Here is a 19,173-nt window from a genome sequence, read left to right as displayed (position 1 = left end):
GGTACATATACCTTTGATGCGTCCTCTTACGACTACCTGACCGAGGGCGAAACCCACGTCCTTAAGATCGGCTACTCCGTCTCAGACGGAGATTTGACTGACACAGCCACCCTGACCATCACCGTCAACGGCACCAACGACGCCCCCGTGGCGGTGGACGACACGGCCGCGCTCAAGGAAAAGGCGACCATCACCGGCTCCGTGGCCGACAACGACTATGACGTGGACAACACGGCCGAGGAACTGACCTACTCCCTGACCGATCCGGACAGCGCACCTGCGGGCCTCACCTTCAACGCCGACGGTACATATACCTTTGATGCGTCCTCTTACGACTACCTGACCGAGGGCGAAACCCACGTCCTTAAGATCGGCTACTCCGTCTCAGACGGAGATTTGACTGACACAGCCACCCTGACCATCACCGTCAACGGCGTTAACGACGCGCCCGAGCTGAGCTTCACCGGCGTGGACCAGACCCACAACTATGTAATCAACGGCAGCTTCGAGGACGTGGTCATCGCCCCTGGCAACTGGGCGCAAGGCCACACGCCCGAGGGCTGGACCAAGGACGCCGGTACCCGCTGGGAAGTCATGAGCGGCACTCGTGACGGCATCATCGGGGCCACCGATGGCAACAACGTCATCGACTTCGGCGTGGGCAGCGAGGCCCTGGTTATCTCACAGACCATAGAGGGCCTTAAGCCGGGCCAGTACGTCATTGAGCTTGACCTCTTCGACCGGGGTTCCAACCGGGGAGGCGACGACAGCGGCAACATCGACGTGCTCTGGGACGGCAAGGCCGTGGCATCCTTCAATCCCGGCCACACGGCCTGGGAAACGGGCTCCGTGATCATCACCGTGGGCGAGGACGATTCGGGCACTGGCACCCTGACCCTGCGCTCGCACGACGCCGACGGCTACGGCAACGTGGCGGACAACGTACGCATGTTCGCCGTGACCCCGGCCGTGGACGGCGAAGTCACGGTCAACGAGAACTCGCCGGGCGGCACCTTCGTGGCCAGCGTGGTGGGCTCGGACATCGATTCCACGGACCTGAAATACTCCCTGGTCGACCCGGACGGCATCTCGCCCTTCGTCATCGACGAGGCCACAGGCGTGATCACCGTCAGGGACGGCGCGGATCTGGATTACGAAAGTGAAACGAATAGCTACACCATCAATGTCAGCGTGAGCGACGGCGACGGTGGCGAGACCACCAAGACACTGATCATCAACGTGGCCAACGTCAACGAGGCGCCCGTGGCTGTGGACGATGAGCTTGGTACGATCACCGTGACCGAGGTCGTGCCCATCACCGTGACCACCCCGGACGCCAATGTGGTCCCGGCCAAAGTCAAGTCGGACTGGGCGGATCAGGGTGTGACGGTTCGCGCCATGATCGGCAATGGGATGGACGCCGATTCCTGGAATGAAAACGAAGTGGAACTGGGTACCAAGCCCGTAAGCTTCAATTTGAATGGTAAAGCGTACAACTACTCTGGCCTTGGTGTTAAAGACAACATGGACGGCGGCGAGGTGGACCTGATCGACGGCAGCCACGAGACCGACACAGAGTTGCTGGCAGTCTCCTTTGAGAAGCCCATGCAGAGCGTGACCGTGAAGCTGTCGGCCCTGTTCGGCGGCAAGGACGCACCCTTCGACAGGCCGCACACCGAAATGGCCCGCGTTGCCGCCTTTGACGCGGACGGCACCCTGCTCGGATATAAGGACGTGCCGGGCACGCCCGACGGACTGGTCTCCGTCACCCTTGACGTGACTGACCAGGGTTACGGAACGCCCATCGCCACGGTCACGGTCATGCCCCTTGCCAACGGCGCGGGCAGCAATAACAACAACTCCGACTTCCTGCTGCGCGGCGTCAGCGGCGAGTCCATGGCCGAAATCACCGGCGACTTCCTCGAGGACGAGACCATCACCCTGGAGGCCGGCGTCCTGCTGGCCAACGACTCTGACCCGGACGGCGACGACCTGACCATCACCGAGGTGGGCAATGCCACCTATGGTACGGTCAGCCTTGATGGAACCCAGATCATCTTCGTGCCCGAGGCCAACTACCACGGCCCGGCCACCTTCACCTACACCGTCAGCGACGGCAACGGAGGCTCCTCCACCGCCACCGTGACCCTGAACATCACCCCGGTGAACGATGCGCCCGTGGTCACGGGCGAAACCACCGTCACCCTGGATGAAGACACCACGGTCGCCCTCGACCTGCTGGCCAACGTCAGCGACCCGGACGGCGACCCTCTCTACGTTGTGGGCACCCCGACCGCCGAGCACGGCACCCTGACCCAAACCGGCGACAACACCTGGACCTACACCCCTGACCCCGACTACAACGGGACGGACACCATCGCCTACACCGTTGGCGACGGCAAGGGCGGGACCGTGGCCGTGACCGTTCCGGTCACTGTGGAGCCGGTTGCCGACCCGGCAATCATCTCCGGCGACACGAAAGGCAGCGTTACCGAAGATCAGTTGACGACCGTTGCCGGACAGCTGGACATCATTGACCCGGACGAGGGCGAAGCGGCCTTCACCCCGGCCACCATCGAGGGCGGCGACCACTTCGGCTCCCTGGACATCGACGCCAACGGCAAGTGGACCTACACGCTGGGCAACGACGCTGACCCTGTCCAGTCCCTGGGCAAAGACCAGAAGCTGACCGACACCTTCACCGTCACCTCGGTGGACGGAACAGAGCAGCTCATCACCATCACCATCAACGGCACCAACGACGCGCCCGTGGCCGTGGCCGACACCTTCACGGTGGTCGTGGCCGGCGATGCCGTCGACACCACCCCGGTGAGCGTCGCCGTCCCGCACACCGGGGACACTCCCAATGCAACCATTGCGGACGTTGTCCAGCAGTGGGAAGATCAGGGCATCAACATCAGCGCCCACCACGGCCGCATCAAAAAAGATGGTTCCGTTGAACTGACCAACAAACCAGCCAATCTGACCCTGGCTCTCCAGTCTCCTTACCAACAAGAGACAGGCGGCATCGGCATCAAAGGAGGCCGCCTTGACCATGAAGTCGACTACAAGAACAACGAGTTGATCCAGGTCTCCTTTGAAACGCCCATGTCCTCGGTGGAGATCACCCTTTCCTACTTCTACAACATCCCTAACGGGGAGGTCGAAAAGGCCGTCGTCTATGCCTACGACGAAAAAGGCACTCTCATGGGAACCGTTCCTGTGACGGCGTCTTCGAGCACCGGCCTGGCCACCATCACCGTGGACGCCGCCGAGTTGAACGGCGCGTCCATCGGCTCCCTGCAGATTCTGCCCGTGGACAACGGTAGCAAGAAGGCCGACAACTCCGAGTTCGCCCTGCAAGGCATCACCGCCACTCCGGCAGCCTCTTCAGACGGCGCAGGCGAGGTCCTGGCTGGCGACCTGACCATGGTGGACGGCGCGTACCTCATCACCGCGCAGCAGCTCCTGGCCAACGACCACGACATCGACGAGGGCGACACCTTACGCCTCGCTTCCGTGGGCGATGCCGTGGGCGGCACGGTGGCCCTGGACACCAACGGCAACGTCCTCTTTACGCCCAATGCCGGATTCACCGGGCAGGCGTCCTTCTCCTACACCGTGACCGATCAGCACGGTGCCCAGGCCACGGCCACGGCCACCATCCAGGTGATCAAGCCGGACATGGTGGCCCTGGATGTCAGCGGCCAGGAGGTGGTCTTCGTCAATGAGACAACCAAATTCACCAACATGCTCGGCGTCTACAGCCTTGATGCCGATGACAAGCCAGTGGACCCGGAGATCATCCTCTTCGACAGCAAAAACCCCCCGACGAATGTGCTCAAGACCTTTGCCGGAGACGACCAGATCAGGTTCTTCCTGATTCCCCATGTCACGGCGGACACCGTGCGGGACACCGACACCCTGGACATCATCTGGTCAAACGGGCAATGGGTGCTTTCCGTCAGCAGAGACGGCAAGAGCACCTACACGAACATTCACTTCGACGACCCGAACCTGAACCCGACCGGCGAGGAACCCGGATTCTGGTCCTCCTTGCTGGACGAAAACGGCCAGGGCGTCGAGCCGAGCCTGACCAACCTCGATCAGTCCCTTGAGGCCGGACTCACCGTCGAACCGGGCGACACCGTGGAAGTCCGCATGGACGACGAGTTCAAGGGACCGTTCCTTGATTGGTTCGGCAAGGAACAGGATTCGAACCCCTACGGGAAAGGCTCATTTGACTGGTTTGACGATGACGACGACTTCGACGACCTCGTGGTCCATGTGCGCGGCACCGAGGACGGCCTCTTCATCGGCGGCGACGGCAACGACTACGCCTTTGGCGGCGAGGGCAACGACACCCTTAAAGGCAACGCGGGCAACGACACGCTTGTCGGCGGCAGCGGCAACAACCTGCTGGTGGGCGGCCCCGGCGACGACCTGCTCATCGGCGGCAGCGGCGACGACACCTTCAACCCCGGCAGCGGCCGCGACGTGATCCGCACAGGAGACGGGAACGACACCATCATCATCGACCCCTCGGTCCTGGCCGACGGCGGCGGCGAGATCACGGTGGAAGACTTCACCGTGGGCATGGACGCCCTGGATCTGCAAGACGGTATGAAAGTCTTGGACATCACCTTCAAGGACACCGAAGAGCTCAACTACGCCGAGGTGCTCGTGGGCAAGGACTCGGAACAGGAACAGGTGGTCATCAAGCTGCTGGGAGTGACCCAGACCAGTTTCTCGGACTACGAGACCGCTGTCTCCCCGGACAGCCATGTGGACGACCTGCTCAAGTACATGATCGAATCGCCAAGCAACAACCAATAGGCAGCGCCCAAAGCCCCGGCCCCTGTCAGAGGGACCGGGGCTTTTCCCTGCCTTGGCCCTTGCCTTGCGTCCGAAATAACTATACCTATCAAGAAACTGTTCACGCACCCGAACCCACGCGAAATAGAGACATGAAACACTCCACGCTGATACCGCTTCTCATGGCCCTGGTCATGACCGTCGCCACCCCTGCCCGCGCCGAAATCGACGGCACCACCACTCTCAAGGAGACCGTGGTCGATGCGGTCAGGCAGCACCCGCAGATCAAGGCGATGCTCTTCAACCGCGAGGCGGTCTCGCGAGACCTTTCGGCCGCCCTGGGCCGGTTCTTCCCGTCCCTTGACCTGTCGTCCCAGTACGGGTTCCAGCAGTACAACAGCTCCACTGCCCGCAACCTGGGCACCGAGGACCGCACCCGCACCGCCTCGGACTCCTCCCTGACCCTGACCCAGAACGTCTTTGACGGCATGGGCCGCTTAAGCACCTACCAGGGCTCCAAGGCCCGGCTCGAATCCGCGGAAAACCGCCTCTTCGACATGGTGGACTCCATCGCCCTGAGCGCCATCCGCGCCCACTTCGACGTGGTGCGCACCCGCAGGCTGGTGGCCCTGGCCCAAAGCAACATCATTGACCATCAGTCCGTGCTCGAATCCATCGCCGAGCGCGTGGCGGGCGGGGCTGGCAGCAAGGCGGACGAGATGCAGGCCCGGGGCCGCGTGGCCCGCGCCGAGACCACGCTCATCACCTATGTCGGCGAACTCCGCGCCAGCGAGGCGGAATACGTGCGCCAGACCGGCAAGATGCCCGAAGCCCTGGCCGAGCAGGAATTCAACCCCGGGTACGTGCCCGTCTCCCTTGATCAGGTGCTGGAAACCTCCCTGGCGGACAACCCCAAGATCAAGGCCCGCAAGGCGGACGTGGAAGCCGTCACCCAGGACCGCGATGTGGTTCGCTCCAGTTACTACCCGGACATCGACATCAAGGTCAGCTCCCGCTACACCGACCACCACGACGGATCGGCCACCTACCTGCGCGACGACCGGGCCATGCTCGCCATGTCCTGGAACCTCTTCAGCGGCGGCACCGACTACCAGTCCTCCCAGGCGGCCGGCGCCCGCATCCGGCAGGCCCAGGAAGAGCTGCACGACACCACCGACGAACTGACCCGGCAGGTGGCCACCACCTGGGCCGAATACAACACCGCCGTGGGTCAGGTGGACAAGCACCAGGAAGCGCTCCAGTACAGCATCGAATCGCGCGACATGTACCTGATGCAGTTCAACGTGGGCCAGCGCTCGCTCCTCGATGTGCTCGACGCCATCAACGAGGTCTTCAGCAACAGCGTGCTGCTCGAAACGGCCCAGAGCAACCGCGACTTCACCCTCTACAAGTTCCTCAATCTCCAGGGACGGCTGGTCAAGACCCTTGAGGTCTCCGAGAGCGCCTACACCACCCTGCCCCAATAGCCCTGCCAGCGAAATCATTCCGAACGATAACGGGGCATCGCCATACGGCGGTGCCCCTCTGTGTTTCGTCTGTCCGCCCTGCGCGGCCTTTCGGCCCGGCCAGCGGGCTGCCTACTCGTCGATGAGGCGCAGGGTGCGCCACGGTCCCTTGCGGAAACGGGTCATGAACGTGACCGCCAGGGCCGTGACATAAGCCAGCAAACAGAGCCAGGATGCGTGGATGCCCACGGAGCCGAAGTGGCCTAGCACCAGCAGCGGTCCGACCATGCAAAAGAGGGATGCCCCGGCCATGGTCAGCATGATGAAGCGGGTGTCCCCCGCGCCCTTGAGCCCGCCCATGTAGGTGATGGCAATGGCGTCAAGCAGGCAGAACGCGGCCAGATAGCGCATCAAAACAGTGCCAGAGGCCAGCACCGGGGCGAAGTCGCGGGCTGCGTCGCCCCGCGCCTGGAACAGCTCTATGAACGGTCCGGGAAAAGCGACGAAGAGCACCCCCATGGGGGCCATGTAAACCAGGGCGATGTGCAGTACGCTCTTGGTGGCGTAGGCCGCCTGCTCCGGCTCGCCCCGGCCCATGGCCTGGCCCACCATGATGCTGGTGGCCACGTGCATGCCGATCATGGGCATGAAGGCAAGGGTGTAGATGGAGACCGCCACGTTGGTGGCCGCCAGCTCGACCGGGCCGATGCGCCCGACCACGAAGACGAAGAAGGTGATGGCGAACATGTCCACAAAGAACTGCACCCCGCCGGGCAAGCCAAAACGCATGAAGCGGCCGAACAGGTCACGGTCGATGCGCCACGCCGAGCGCACCCGGAAGCGCTCCTCGTTGGCCCGGGTGAAGGTCATCACCGCAAAGCAGACGGCGGGCAGGGTAAAGCTCACCAACGTGGCAATGCCCGCGCCCACGATGCCAAGCTCGGGAAAGGGACCGATACCGTTGATCAGGCAGTAATCAAGCGGAATGTTCAAGGCCACGGCCGCCATGTTCACGACCATGACCGGCTTGGTCATCCCCCTGCCCGAGAAGAAACAGGAGAGGCAGATGCCCACCAGGAAGGGGCCGCCCCCCAGGGTGAGAACGCGGAAATAGGCCACCTCCAATTCCCGCACCTCGGGCGGATGATCGGCCAGGGCGAAAAGCGGCTCGGCCACGAACCAGAGAGCCGCCAGAAAGAGCCCGGAAGGCACACAGAACCACAGTCCCTGCCACAGGGCCGCGCCCACGCGCTCGTGCTTGGTGGCCCCGGTGTACTGGGAGACGAACACGCCCACATACTCTGCCACGCCAAAGAAAAACGACAGGAAGAGAAACGCCGCTACGCTCGCGGGCAACGACGCTGCCAAAGCCTCCAGGGAGTAGCTGCCCAGAAAGATGCGGTCGGTAAAGGTCATGATCGACGACGAAATCATGCTGATCACCAGCGGCAAACCCAGCACCAAAGCCTGTCTGTAGCCGTTGTCGGCCTTCCATCGTTCCATGAATTGCATATGTTCCTCGGCGGGATGAAGACGGCGAGCGGGAGGACGTTCCCGTTTGCGGAGCCGAGTTTCATACATGGTTCAGCACGACAAGGCAACACGCTTTTTTTGCCTTCCGCCACGAAAGAGACCCCGGCGCTTCCACGCCAGGGCCTCGCACAACCAGATGGGAAGGACCGTGATTACGCCTTGGGGACCAGGAGCCGCTCACCCGCAGGGCTGGCGATCACCCCGGCCAGGGCCTCGACCACCTCGGGATCAAACCTCGATGCCTCGCCCTTCAATATCTCCAGCGCCTGTCCCGGCTCCTTGGCTCCGCGATAGGCGCGGGGCCGGATCATGGCGCAAAAGACATTGAGCGCCGAGAGAATGCGCGCCGACCGGATTATCTCGTCGCGCTTGAGTTTCTTGGGATACCCGCTGCCGTCGTCGCGCTCGTTCATCTGGTAGATGGCCATGAGCACGCCCTCGGCGATGTCGATGTCCTTGAGGATGCGGTAGGCGTGGTCCACATGCCCCTCCATGACCTTCATCTCCTCGTCCGTGAGCCTGCCCGGCTTGGTCAGGATTTCGTTTGGCACGAACATCTTGCCTATCTGCGAGAGGTTGGCCGCGGTCTCGATCTCCGCAATGTCCATTTCGGGGAGGCCCATGGTCCTTGCCACCTCCACCGAAAGACCGGCCAGCAGCCGAGTGTGGCCGCCCAGATAGGGGTCAGCCGCCTCGATGGTGGCACCAAGGGCTTCCATGGCCCGGCGGATGAGCCGCTTGTTCTTCTCCTGCACGGCCACGAACTCGGTAATGTCGCGGTACACCTCGACGATGCCCAGGCACTGGCCCTCCTGATCGCAGTAAGGCGACTTGGATATCTGAAACTGATGGCGCTGGGAGCGCAGGAAGACCGGCTCGTTGATGGTCATCTTGCGCTTGTCCGTCTGCACGGCCTCGTCAACAGCCGCCAGCCGCTTGGCCGTGTCAAACCCAAAGACGGCGGCCGCGTCCATGCCGATCAGCTCCTCCTTGGTCCGGCCAACGGCCTGGGCAAAAGCATCGTTGACGTAGGTGTAGCGCCCGCTTGCGTCCTTGAGGGTGATGAACTCGTCGATGTTGGCGTTGATGGAGTCGATGAACCGCTTCTGGTCGTCGATCTGGGCGGCCAGGGCCTGGAACTCCTGGGCGATGCGCTGGCTCTGCACCCCGGCCAGCACCCACCAGGCGAGCCCGGCGATGAGCAGGGCCGTGAGAATGCCAAGGCCGGCCACAATGGTCACGGTACGCGAAAAATTCTCGATGGGGGCCATGGCCGCCTCAAGGTCAGACTCCTGCACCACCCACCATTGCGGGCCGTCCACCCGAACCCCCAGCGAAAAGACCGGCTGCTCCCGATCCGAGAGGCTCCCGCGGGCGCCAAAGGGCAGATCCCCCGCCTCGTCCATCTCCACGTGGACCGTGACATCAGTGAATCCCCCGGCCGTCCAGGGCGTGACCTCACGGAAGCCGCCTTCGACCCGCTGCATCAGCCGGGTGCGTTCCCCCTTGGCCGACAAGGCCGAGTTGGAAAGCAGCTCGGTGATCTTGCCCGCCACCTGCCGGGTCATCATCAATGCGCCGATGGCCGCGCCCGCCTCGTCGTCGGGCGGCGACATGGGCACATAGATATCCATCTCAAGCCCCTGTCCCGTCCTGCGCAGGGGCGAGAACCGGGCTTCCCCGGAGGCAACGGCCTCGCGGACCAGACCGCGCTGGACATCGCTCATGGGCGGCAGGTGGCCGTCGGTGGCGATATAGGCGTCTCCGGTGCGGGTCAGGATACGGGCGTTGAGAAAGCCGGAGTAGGTGGAAAACTCCCGCAGCATGTTCTGCATCATGGGCAGCTGGGCGGCCAGCTCAGCGCCCTGGCCCTCGGCCAGCTCGCCGGAGACGGAGCCGAAAACGGCACCCAGGTTGTCGGCCACGCTGTCCACCTCGGCGCCGTAAAGGCGGAAAAGGTCCGACTTGATCAGCCGGTCTCCCTGGCGGGACATCTCCGAAAGCCATGCCTGAAAGACCTCGGCCCGGCCATGGGCCAGGAGATCAAGCCGCCTCTCCTGGTTTTCCAGGCCCTCGGCCCGCTTGTCGGACACAGCCTGGTTCGCCAGAAACAGGATGCCCGCCGAAATCACCAGGACGAACGCCATGACCACGCCGATCTTGACGCCCTGTCCGGCCCCGCCGATGCTCTTCGGCACCTCGGTTGTTGTCTGTGCTTGTCTGGCCATCATCTGTTCACTCCATCTGGTTGTGTTGTTCCGGCTGCCGGAGCGGCCGGGATCATTTCTTCTGCTTGGTGTAGGTGGTGCTCCCGGTCGGCGGCACGTGCATCCAGCGGAACTGCTCGTTCACGGAATACTGGGGCAGATAGTGCTTGTACTTCTCGTGGGATAGAACCATCACGGTCTGGTTATCCAGAACATAGGCGTCGCCGTCGAGATAGACCACCAGCACCGCGTGTCCGATGTTGCGGATGGTGTCCCGAAGCGCCACGATGCGCATGTCGTCGCCGGTAAAGCCAAGTTCCTTGAGGGCATAGAACTTGGCGATGGAATAATCTTCGCAATCTCCGGATTTCTTCATGAATTCAGGAGGGGTGGCCCAGTAGTCGCTCTGGCCGTAGTTGGCCTGGTCCAGCCGGTAGGGCCACTGGTTGAAATACTTGTTGACCGCCTTGACGCGGTCCATGGGCGCGGCGGAGGCTATCTCGCTCTTCAGCGTCTGCCAGCTCTGGCGGGCCGGAACACCCGCCATGGACGGGTCCTCGAAGAACCCCTTCCACCCCTTCATCTTGTCGAGTACGCCCGTCCACTTGGGCAGCTGGGTGATGGGCCCCTTGAACTCCACGGTGCCAAAAAGTCGCGAGGCCGACGCGCCGCCCTCGGCGGCCAGACACGCCCCTGCCCGGACAGTCAGGCTCAGAACCAGCAGCGCGACGCACCACCCCCAGGAAGTCCGGCATATGCGGGCGGTGTGGACCATGGGCGGATCAGCGTTCGCGCAGCGCGTTCTGTTTGGCCTTGAGTATCGGCTTGAGCAGATAGTCGAGCACGGTTTTCTTGCCCGTGAGGATGTCCACCTGCGCGGTCATGCCCGGAATGATGGGCAGCCGCTTGCCACGGTACTCCATGGCGTTGTTCTCCGTGCGTACGCGGACCACGTAGAAGCTCTCCCCCTTCTCGTTTTGGATGGTGTCGGCGCTGATATGCTCCACCAGACCGTCAAGCCCGCCGTAGATGGAAGAATCGTAGGCCGTGATCTTGACCTGGGCCGCTTGTCCGGGATGCAGGAAGGCGATGTCCGAAGGCTTGATCTGCGCCTCCACCAGCAGGGTGTCGTCAAGAGGAATGATCTCCATGATGGACTTGCCGGGCTGGACCACGCCGCCAAGGGTGTTGATGAGGATGTGCTTGACGAGGCCGCGCACAGGGGAGCGCACGTCGGTGCGCGTGACCCGGTCGCCGCCAGAGGCCAGGGTCTCGTTGATGGAAATCAGCTCCTGCCTGCGTTCGTTGATCTCGGCCAGGGCGCGGCTGCGCAGCTCTGCGCTGCGCTGCTCGATGCGGCCCCGGGCCTCCTGGGCAGCCCGCTTGACCCTGGGGATGCCAAGCGTCAGGGCCTCCACATCTCCCTTGAGTTCGAGCACGCGCTGTTCCAGAGCGAGATAATCAAGCTCGGAGTGTATCTGCCTCTCCACCAGGGGCTTGGCGATGTCCCGCTGCTTCTGCGCCACCTCAAGGCTCTGCATGAGCTGGCGACGCCGCCCTTCCATCTCGCTGACTTCCTGCTGCCGCTGCTCGAACTGGTCCTGGAGCAGCCGCAACTCGATGACCACCTGATCCCGCTGCGCCTCGAAAATGCGATACTGGTCCTCAACCAACTGGGGCGCCCGCTCGCGCACCTCCGCGTCAAAAACCGGCTCCACGCCCTCCACCTCGGCCAGGAGCCGGGCGATGGCAGCCCGGTGTTCCAGGGCCTTTGACATGGCGTCGCGATAAAAGCTGGCTGCCTGCTCGTTGCTCAGACGGCAGAGCAGATCGCCCTTTTGCACTTCCTGCCCCTCGATGACGAAGATCTCGCTCAATATGCCGCCTTCAAGGTTCTGGATCTCCTGCACCCGCTGCGAAGGAATGACCTTGCCGAATCCTCGCGTGACCTCGTCGAGCACGGCCAGCCGGGCCCAGAGCAAAAAGCCGCAGAACATCACCATGATCGAGATGGAGACGATATAGGCCAGCTTGCGGCCCCGGCCGTACATGGCCTGATCCACCTCGGACATGTACAGCAGCGTTTCGCGTTCAAATCTGTCTTTGGTCACCGCGTCCTCACAGGGAAACCTTGATCTTGCCGGACTTGAGCCCGTCGAGCACGGCCTGCTTGGGACCGTCCACCACCACGCGCCCCTTGTCCATGATCACCAGCCGGTCCACCAGATCGAGCATGGAATGGCGGTGGGTGATGACGATGAGGGTCTTGTCCTTGACATAGGGTTCGAGCATGGCCTTGAGCCGGTATTCTGACTGGTTGTCCATGTTGCTCGAGGGTTCGTCCATTATCAATATTTCCGGGTCGGGAAGGATGGCGCGGGCAACGCACACCGCCTGCCTCTGGCCGCCCGAAAGGGACGAGCCGCGCTCGCCCACCATCATGCCGTAGCCCGCAGGATGGTCGCGCACGAAGTCGCTCACTCCGGCGATGTCCGCCGCGTACTTGATGGATTGGTCATCCGCCTCGGGCAGACCGAAGGCGATGTTGTCGCGCAGGGTGCCGTAAAACAACAGGGAATCCTGGGACACATAGCCCACCTTGCGCCTGAGGTCGGCCACATCCATCTGCCGCAGGTCGATATCGCCCACCTTCACCGACCCGGCCACCGGCTGATAGAGCCCCACGCACAGCTTGCCAAGGGTGGTCTTGCCCGCGCCCGTGCGGCCGACGATCCCCACCTTGTCGCCGGGCTTAAGCCGCAGGTTGACCTCGCTGAGAACGGCCTTGTCCGTGCCGGGATAGCTGAAGGAGACATTCTCCAGGACCATGGAGGGCTCCACGGTGCCGTAGTGGAAGGTCTCCTTGTCCTCGGGCCGCTCGCTGGGCATCTCCATGAGCAGATCCAGCGCCCCAAGCGCCATGCGCGACTGCTGGAAACGCGAGAGCAACCCGGCCACGGCGCTTAAGGGGGCCATGGCCCGGCCAGCCAGGATGTTGCAGGCGATGAGTCCGCCCACCGTCAACTCGCCCTTGGCAATGAGATACACCCCGATGATGATGATGGCCACGCTGACCACCTGACTGATGAACATGGAAAAGGAGACCGAGAGGTTGGCCATGACCTTGGCCCGGCTGTTGGAGAGCGCGGACATGCCGACCACGTTTTCCCAGCGCGCCTGCATCCGCCCCTCGGCCATGCTCGTCTTGATGGTTTCGAGCCCCTGGACGATCTCGAAAAGCAGCGCGTGTTTCTGGGTCGATTCCTTGTAGTGTTTCTCGATGATGTGCTGAAAGGGTATCTGAAGAAACAGGCCGAAGGCGATGACGATGGGCACGGCCACAAACACGGGCCAGGCCAGCGGGCCGCCGATGTAGGAAATGACCCCGATGAACAGGAGCAGGAACGGCATGTCGATGAGGGCCACCAGCGAGCTTGAGCTGAAGAACTCGCGCAGGGACTCGAACTCGCGCACGTTGTTGGCCACGGCTCCGGCCGACTCGGGCATGTGGTCGAGCCTTGCGGACATCAGGTGCTGCATGATCCGGCTGCCGATGAGCACGTCCGCATTGCGCCCGGCCACGTCCACGAAATAGCTGCGCAGGTTCTTGAGCAGGAAATCGAAGAGATAGGCGATGCCGATGCCGATGGCCAGTGCCCAGAGGGTGTCCAGGGCATTGTTGGGGATGACCCGGTCATAGACGTTCATGACGAACAGCGGCGAGGCCACGATAATCAGGTTGGTCATGATGCTCGCGCCGACAACGTGGCGATAGATGGGCCAGAAGCTGAGCAGCACGCCCCAGAACCAGCGCTTGGTCCGAACGAGCTTCAGCCCGCTGACCCGCTTGTCCAGCGCCTCCTTGCGGTGGCAGAAGATGGCGTAGCCGGTGTACTCCTCCTCCAGGACGGCCAGGTCCATCTCGGTCTCGTCCATGCCGTGCCCCGGGACCATGACCCGGGCCTTGTCCTCCTCGGTGTCCAGCAGCACGCAGGCGTTGCCGCCGCGCAGGAGCAGGATGCAGGGCAGGACCAGCTTGGTGATGTTGCGTACGCCCGGACGGTGCACGGTCTTGGCGCTGATGCCGATGCGTTCGGCGGCCCGGACGATGGAGGCGGCGGTGATGACGCCCTCCTGCTGGGGAATGCCCGCCTTGAGAGTGGCCGAGGACACGGGCTTGCCCATGAGCCGGCTGATGATGGACAGGCAGATGACCAACGGTGGCTGAAAGTCGATGTCCTTTGGCGAGAGGCGCTCGTCGCTTGACAGATCGGGAGCCGCAGGACCGGACCCCGGAACGGTCCCGGCCGCTGCCCGCGCCTTGTCGGGTAAACCCTGTCCGTCTCCGGCCGCGTCCGGCGTTTCGGGTGCGCCGGGCCCGGGTGTCTTGGTATCGTCTGAAGCCATATGGTCACGCTTGGATACAGGTGATGACGGAAATGCCGAAACACCGGATGCCCCCGCACCCGGTCAACCCCTCATTTCGGGTTGTTCCCAACCTTTCCTCTGGGCGGCGTTTTGTCAAGCTTCATTATCCTATTAATGCCAAACATCCCGGCCATTTTGCTTTTTTTCCACAGCCTTTGCCATGGAGATTCCACGGGTTGCCGGCCCCGGCGGCCGACCTGGGCCGATCATGCCGTTTTTGCGGAGCTACCCCTCCATGAACAGGGAAACCTTGCCCAGGGCGTTGCCTGCTGCCCAGTGGCGATGCGCCGCAGCGATTTCGGTAAAGTGGAAACGACGCTCGTCCAGCAGCACGGCCAGCACATCGTCATCCACCAGGGCGGCCACCTCCTCCAGGATTCGGCCATAGGCGGACCGCCCCTGGCCCGAGATAAGCGGCAGGAGCATGAAGACCACATACAGGGAAAGCCCCCGTGCGTGCATGGGGCTCAGGTCGTGGCTGGCCCGAGTCGAAACGGAGACCACCTGCCCGCCCGGAGCCGCGGCAAGGAATGAGGCGTCGAGGACCGCACCGCCCACGGTGTCGAAAACCACGTCAAACCCGCGCCCACCGGTAAGCCCGGCTACGTATTCGTCCACGGGCGTGGCCCGGTAGTCGATGGGCGTGGCCCCCAGGGCCTCCACCACGTCCGCCTTGCCGTTGCCCGAGACCGTGGCAAAGACCTCGGCCCCGGCGTGGACGCCGAGCTGCACCGCCACATGACCAACCCCGCCCGCTCCGCCGTGGACGAGCAGGGTCTGGCCAGCGGCCAGATGCGCCCGCTCGAAAAGCCCCAGCCAGGCGGTGATGGACACCAGCGGCAGGGCGGCGGCGTCCACAAGGTCCATGCACTGCGGGGCCTGGGCGAGCAGGTCCGCATCGGCCACCATGAACTCGGCCAGGGCACCGGGCATGTCGCCCAGCCCCCCGGCGCACCCGAAGACCCGATCGCCGGGCCGCAGACGGATCACGCCCGGACCGACGGCCTCCACCGTGCCCGACACGTCCATGCCCGGCACCGCAGGCAGCTCGGGCGCAAAGGCCAGGGCCGGACCAAGGGTGGCAATCTTGTGATCGATGGGGTTGAGGCTGGACCCGGCCACCCGCACCAGCACCTCGCCCTGCCCCGGCTCCGGCAGGGGCAGTTCCCCTTCGACAAAGGCGTAGTCCTCGCCAAACCGTTCAAGCACCATGGCCTTCATGACCTACCTCCGCAGTCCTGGAAGTTTGCCCCCCCGAAGGGGGGGCGGGCGCACAATTCGCATCAGACGAGGGCCAACAGCGCCTCGGCCAGCAGATCCGGGTCAAATCGGCCCGGCTCGCGGCCCAGCAAGGGCCTGTCGACGACCCGAAGGCCCGAGGCGGCAAGCGCAGCCTTGTCCACCCCGCCGGGGTAGTCCGCACCCCCGTCCACCAAAATATAATCAAGCAAGCGCCCCGCCACTGCGGGATCATTGCCGTCCTCCCCGCCGTCGGCAGCCAGAACGCGGCGCAGCAGCCCCACCTGTCCGGCCACGGTATGGCCGAGCAATTCGGGATCGCCGCCCGGATTGGGCACAAAGACCTTTGGACCGGGACAGGCGGCCACGGCCCGGCCAACGCCAGCGGGCAGCAGGTTGGCCAGCACGCTGGTAAAAAAGCTGCCCACCGGGTAGCAGATCAGATCGGCCCCGGACACCAGCCCGGCCACCTCGCCATCAATGGCTGCGGACAAGGGAAGGGCATCGTCCGGCGAGCCGGTCAGCCATATCCGTCTGACGGGCGAGGCCACGGGCGCTCCCTCCTTGCCCGTGAGCCGGTGCTGGCCGGTCACGACAGAGCCGTCTTCCAGTTCGGCGGCGAGGTGCAGATCCCCCTCGACCACGGGCCGAACCAGCCCCCCGGCCCCCACCAGACGGGAAACCTCGTCGATGGCCGGCCCCAGCCTTCTGCCATGGGCAAGCCAGCGGGCCGTGAGGGCCAGATTGCCGACGCTGGCCCCGCGCAGATCAAACCCTTCGGGCATGGCCGCCAGGAAATCAGCGAGCCAGCCCGTGACGCGGCCGCGCACCGGCTCGGGCACCAGGGCCGCCAGCACATGCTCCCCGCAGGCCATGCGCTCCAACTCCACGCGCAGGGCCGGTCCGGGTTCGCGCCGGGAGAAGCGGCAGGTGAACAGGGCGTAAAGCTCCCGCACGCCGGGTTCTTCGAGATCGGCCAGGGCCATGAGCCGGTTGCGGATGTCGCCCACGGCGGGCATGTCAAAGGCGCGGCGCAACACCGCAGAACTGCCGCCCGAGTCAAAAGGGGTGATGACGTGGACCGAATCTCGCGTATGCCGGATCAGCCGCCGCGATGTCTCGCGCAGGGCAGAGCCGCCGCTGAAGAAGAGCAGGCGCGGCCCCCGGGTCGTATAGGACGCCGGGCCGCATCGAGAAAACGTGCCGGTCACGGGCTTTTCCATCCTCTCTCCTTCCTCGCGCCGATCCACCGCCCACCTTGTGGGGCACGGCATATTGTGACCTGAACCGCCCCGCATGACAACAGGCCCCAGCCACTCATTTCCGGATTTGCACTTTGCGCCCACAATGCTATGCTCGGAGCAGGCTGTCGGCCCCGTGGAGCAAGGTAGCGAAACGGCGGGGGAGACAGGCTTTTCCGGCCCCTGTTTTTTGATTGACAACTCGGGCCGTGACCCATAACACCCCGCTTTCGGCAGACGCACGGCGCGACATGGGTTCATGTCGGTCCTTGGCGGGGCAAGAGCCCGTAATTCTAGGGATGCGAGGGTTTATGAGTGGCACACGCACTGCAAAGATGGACGGCTGACAAGTCCAGAGAACTTTACGGAATCCGCGAATGGGGCGCGGGGTACTTCGGCATCTCGGACTCCGGCGAGTTGCTGGTCACTCCCGAGCCCGGCCGGTTCGACAAGGCCGTGAGCATCCCCGAGGTCATCGCCGGCATACAGGAACGCGGCCTTGATATGCCGGTGCTCCTGCGCATCGAAAACATTCTGGACACCCAGATCACCCTGATCAACGAGAGTTTCCGGTCCGCCATGAGCGGTCTCGGATTCAAAGGCTCCTACCTCGGGGCCTATCCCATCAAGGTCAACCAGCAGCATCAGGTGGTGGAGGCCGTGACCCGTCACGGCAAGAAATACCATCACGGACTCGAGGCGGGCAGCAAGGCCGAACTGGTGGCCGCCATGGGCATGTTGCGCGACACCGAGGCCGTGCTCGTCTGCAACGGCTACAAGGACGAGGAGTTCATCGACCTTGGCCTGCACGCCACCCAGCTCGGGTTCACCTGCATCCTGGTGGTCGAGATGCCCGGCGAGCTGCCGCTGATCATCGAGCGCTCCAAGGCCAAGAAGGTCAAGCCCATCCTCGGCGTACGCGTCAAACTCTCAGCCCAGGCCAACGGCCTGTGGTCCGAATCCGGCGGCGACCGCTCCATCTTCGGCCTCAACGCCACCCAGATCATCGATGTCATCGACCGCCTCAAGGAGGCGGACATGCTCGACTGCCTGCAACTGCTCCACTACCACCTCGGCTCACAGATTCCCAACATCCGGGAGATACGCAACGCCGTGGCCGAGGCCAGCCGCGTCTACGCCGGGCTGGTGGGCGAGGGCGCCAACATGCGCTACCTCGACCTGGGAGGCGGCCTGGCCGTTGACTACGACGGCACCCAGACCAACTTCATGAGCAGCCGCAACTACACCCTTGACGAATACTGCGTGGACGTGGTGGAGGGCGTCATGACGGTTCTCGACGAGCAGGGAGTGGACCATCCGGTCATCGTCACCGAGTCCGGCCGCGCCGTGGTCGCCTACTACTCCATGCTCCTCTTCAACGTGCTCGACGCGGCCCGGTTCGAGCCCGACCCCCTGCCCGAGGTGCTGCCCGATGACACCAACATCCACATCCGCCACCTCTTCGAGACGTTGCAGTCCCTCAACCTGCGCAACATCCAGGAGTGCTTCAACGACATCCTCTACTACCGCGACGAGGTGCGCCAGGCATTCAGCCACGGCAAGATCACCTTTCGCGAACGCGCCCAGGGCGAGAACGTCTTCTGGGAGACCATCCGACGCATCGCCACCCTGTCCAGGGATCTGCCCTCCCTGCCCCACGAGCTGGAAGGCATTGGCCAGGCCCTCTCGGACATATACTACTGCAACTTCAGCGTGTTCCAATCCCTGCCCGACGCCTGGGCCATCGGCCAGCTCTTTCCCATCATGCCGGTCCACCGGCTGGACGAGCGCCCCACCCGCGAAGGCATCCTGGCCGATATCACCTGCGACTGCGACGGCAAGATCGACCGCTTCATCGACCGCCAGGGCGTCAAAAGGACCATGCCCCTGCACGAGCTCAAGGAAACCGACGAATACTATCTTGGCGCGTTCCTGGTGGGCGCGTACCAGGAAACGCTGGGCGATCTGCACAACCTTCTGGGTGACACCAACGTCGTGACCATCCGGGTGCGCGACAACGGCGAATTCGACTTTGTCAGCGAGCTTGAGGGCGACACGGTGGAGGACATCCTCTCCTATGTGGAATACGACACCAAGCACCTGCTGACCCGGTTCCGCGAGACCGCGGAAAACGCCGTGCGCGACGGCCGCATCACAGCCGGGCAACGACGGGCCATTCTCCAGGCATACAAGACCGGCCTGCAGGGATACACCTACTTCGAACGGTAAACCGCCCCCGCGGGC

Annotated in this window: 10 protein-coding genes; 3 read left to right on the top strand and 7 right to left on the bottom strand. The window is 63.8% G+C overall.

All coding sequences use genetic code 11. The features are described 5' to 3' along the window. On the top strand, positions 1-4,836 hold a 4,836-nt coding region (locus GKC30_RS09775; RefSeq protein WP_155934529.1), incomplete at its 5' end, for a cadherin-like domain-containing protein. A 131-nt stretch (positions 4,837-4,967) separates the two neighbouring features. Continuing rightward, complete coding sequence (locus GKC30_RS09770) at positions 4,968-6,302, top strand: TolC family outer membrane protein (RefSeq protein WP_155934528.1); 1,335 nt, start codon at positions 4,968-4,970, stop codon at positions 6,300-6,302. A 111-nt stretch (positions 6,303-6,413) separates the two neighbouring features. On the opposite strand, the gene GKC30_RS09765 is transcribed toward GKC30_RS09770, so the two are convergent. From GKC30_RS09765 to GKC30_RS09735, 7 genes are all read right to left on the bottom strand, one after another. Further along, positions 6,414-7,784: an MATE family efflux transporter gene (locus GKC30_RS09765; protein ID WP_367614075.1), complete on the bottom strand. Its 1,371-nt coding sequence runs from the start codon at positions 7,782-7,784 to the stop codon at positions 6,414-6,416. A gap of 182 nt (positions 7,785-7,966) precedes the next feature. After that, complete coding sequence (locus GKC30_RS09760; protein WP_155934526.1) at positions 7,967-10,045, bottom strand: HD domain-containing phosphohydrolase; 2,079 nt, start codon at positions 10,043-10,045, stop codon at positions 7,967-7,969. Positions 10,046-10,094: 49 nt separating this feature from the next. Continuing rightward, the gene (locus GKC30_RS09755; RefSeq protein WP_155934525.1) at positions 10,095-10,796 is read right to left on the bottom strand and encodes a transglutaminase-like cysteine peptidase; all 702 of its coding nucleotides are present in this window, start codon (positions 10,794-10,796) and stop codon (positions 10,095-10,097) included. Between the two features lie 7 nt (positions 10,797-10,803). Next, positions 10,804-12,093: an HlyD family type I secretion periplasmic adaptor subunit gene (locus tag GKC30_RS09750; protein ID WP_155934551.1), complete on the bottom strand. Its 1,290-nt coding sequence runs from the start codon at positions 12,091-12,093 to the stop codon at positions 10,804-10,806. Positions 12,094-12,139: 46 nt separating this feature from the next. Next, entirely contained in the window at positions 12,140-14,428 is a 2,289-nt protein-coding gene (locus GKC30_RS09745) for a type I secretion system permease/ATPase (protein WP_231117109.1), read from the bottom strand. 246 nt (positions 14,429-14,674) lie between these two features. After that, positions 14,675-15,670 (bottom strand): zinc-dependent alcohol dehydrogenase family protein, encoded by a 996-nt coding sequence (locus GKC30_RS09740; RefSeq protein WP_155934524.1) that lies wholly within the window; start codon positions 15,668-15,670, stop codon positions 14,675-14,677. 62 nt (positions 15,671-15,732) lie between these two features. Then, positions 15,733-16,911 carry a GAK system CofD-like protein gene (locus tag GKC30_RS09735; RefSeq protein ID WP_155934523.1) on the bottom strand — a complete coding sequence of 393 codons (1,179 nt, stop codon included), beginning with the start codon at positions 16,909-16,911 and terminating at the stop codon, positions 15,733-15,735. Between the two features lie 333 nt (positions 16,912-17,244). Between GKC30_RS09735 and speA the strand changes: the two genes are divergently transcribed. Further along, positions 17,245-19,158, top strand: coding sequence for a biosynthetic arginine decarboxylase (gene speA, locus GKC30_RS09730; protein ID WP_367614073.1), 1,914 nt, complete (start codon positions 17,245-17,247; stop codon positions 19,156-19,158). Positions 19,159-19,173 lie beyond the last annotated feature (15 nt).

This window comes from Pseudodesulfovibrio alkaliphilus (assembly GCF_009729555.1).
GTDB classification, from domain to species: Bacteria; Desulfobacterota; Desulfovibrionia; order Desulfovibrionales; family Desulfovibrionaceae; genus Pseudodesulfovibrio; species Pseudodesulfovibrio alkaliphilus.
The sequence above is the reverse complement of the archived record's forward strand: the minus strand, read 5'-3'. Positions and strand labels throughout refer to the sequence as shown.